The 354-nt window shown below is 55.9% G+C and carries 1 protein-coding gene; it reads right to left on the reverse strand.

What is annotated here, in order from left to right:
* The coding region (locus GTGU_RS23745; RefSeq protein WP_038163972.1) for a glycoside hydrolase family 19 protein at positions 1-354 on the reverse strand (354 nt) is incomplete at both ends.

The raw sequence follows: 354 nt of genomic DNA on the forward strand, positions 1-354 counted from the left end.
AACCTCTGGAGGTGTAGAACCATGCCGCCGAACGTGCAGCATGCAGTTCCTGTTCGAGCAGTTCAGGCGTGGCAACCAGGTCGAGCTTGAGCGCAGCACCACAGCTACGGTAGTTGTTCAGCCCGGTGACCTGAATCAACCCGCGACCGCGATATTTCCAGCCGTCACCATTAGCCTTGTTCCCGAGGTTTTTGTAACCCCAGTCCCCGCCATAAACCAGGTTGGCAATCGCATCCGGACGTGCGGGCTGTTCTGTCGTTCTGCCCAGCGCATTAGCCTGTTGTTGAGTAATCCGCCTGGCACCGAATATTCCCACCAGTTTATCGGCGCGGTAATTGAGATTTTCCGTGACAA

Origin of the sequence: Trabulsiella guamensis ATCC 49490 (assembly GCF_000734965.1) — a bacterium.
Lineage (GTDB): Bacteria > Pseudomonadota > Gammaproteobacteria > Enterobacterales > Enterobacteriaceae > Trabulsiella > Trabulsiella guamensis.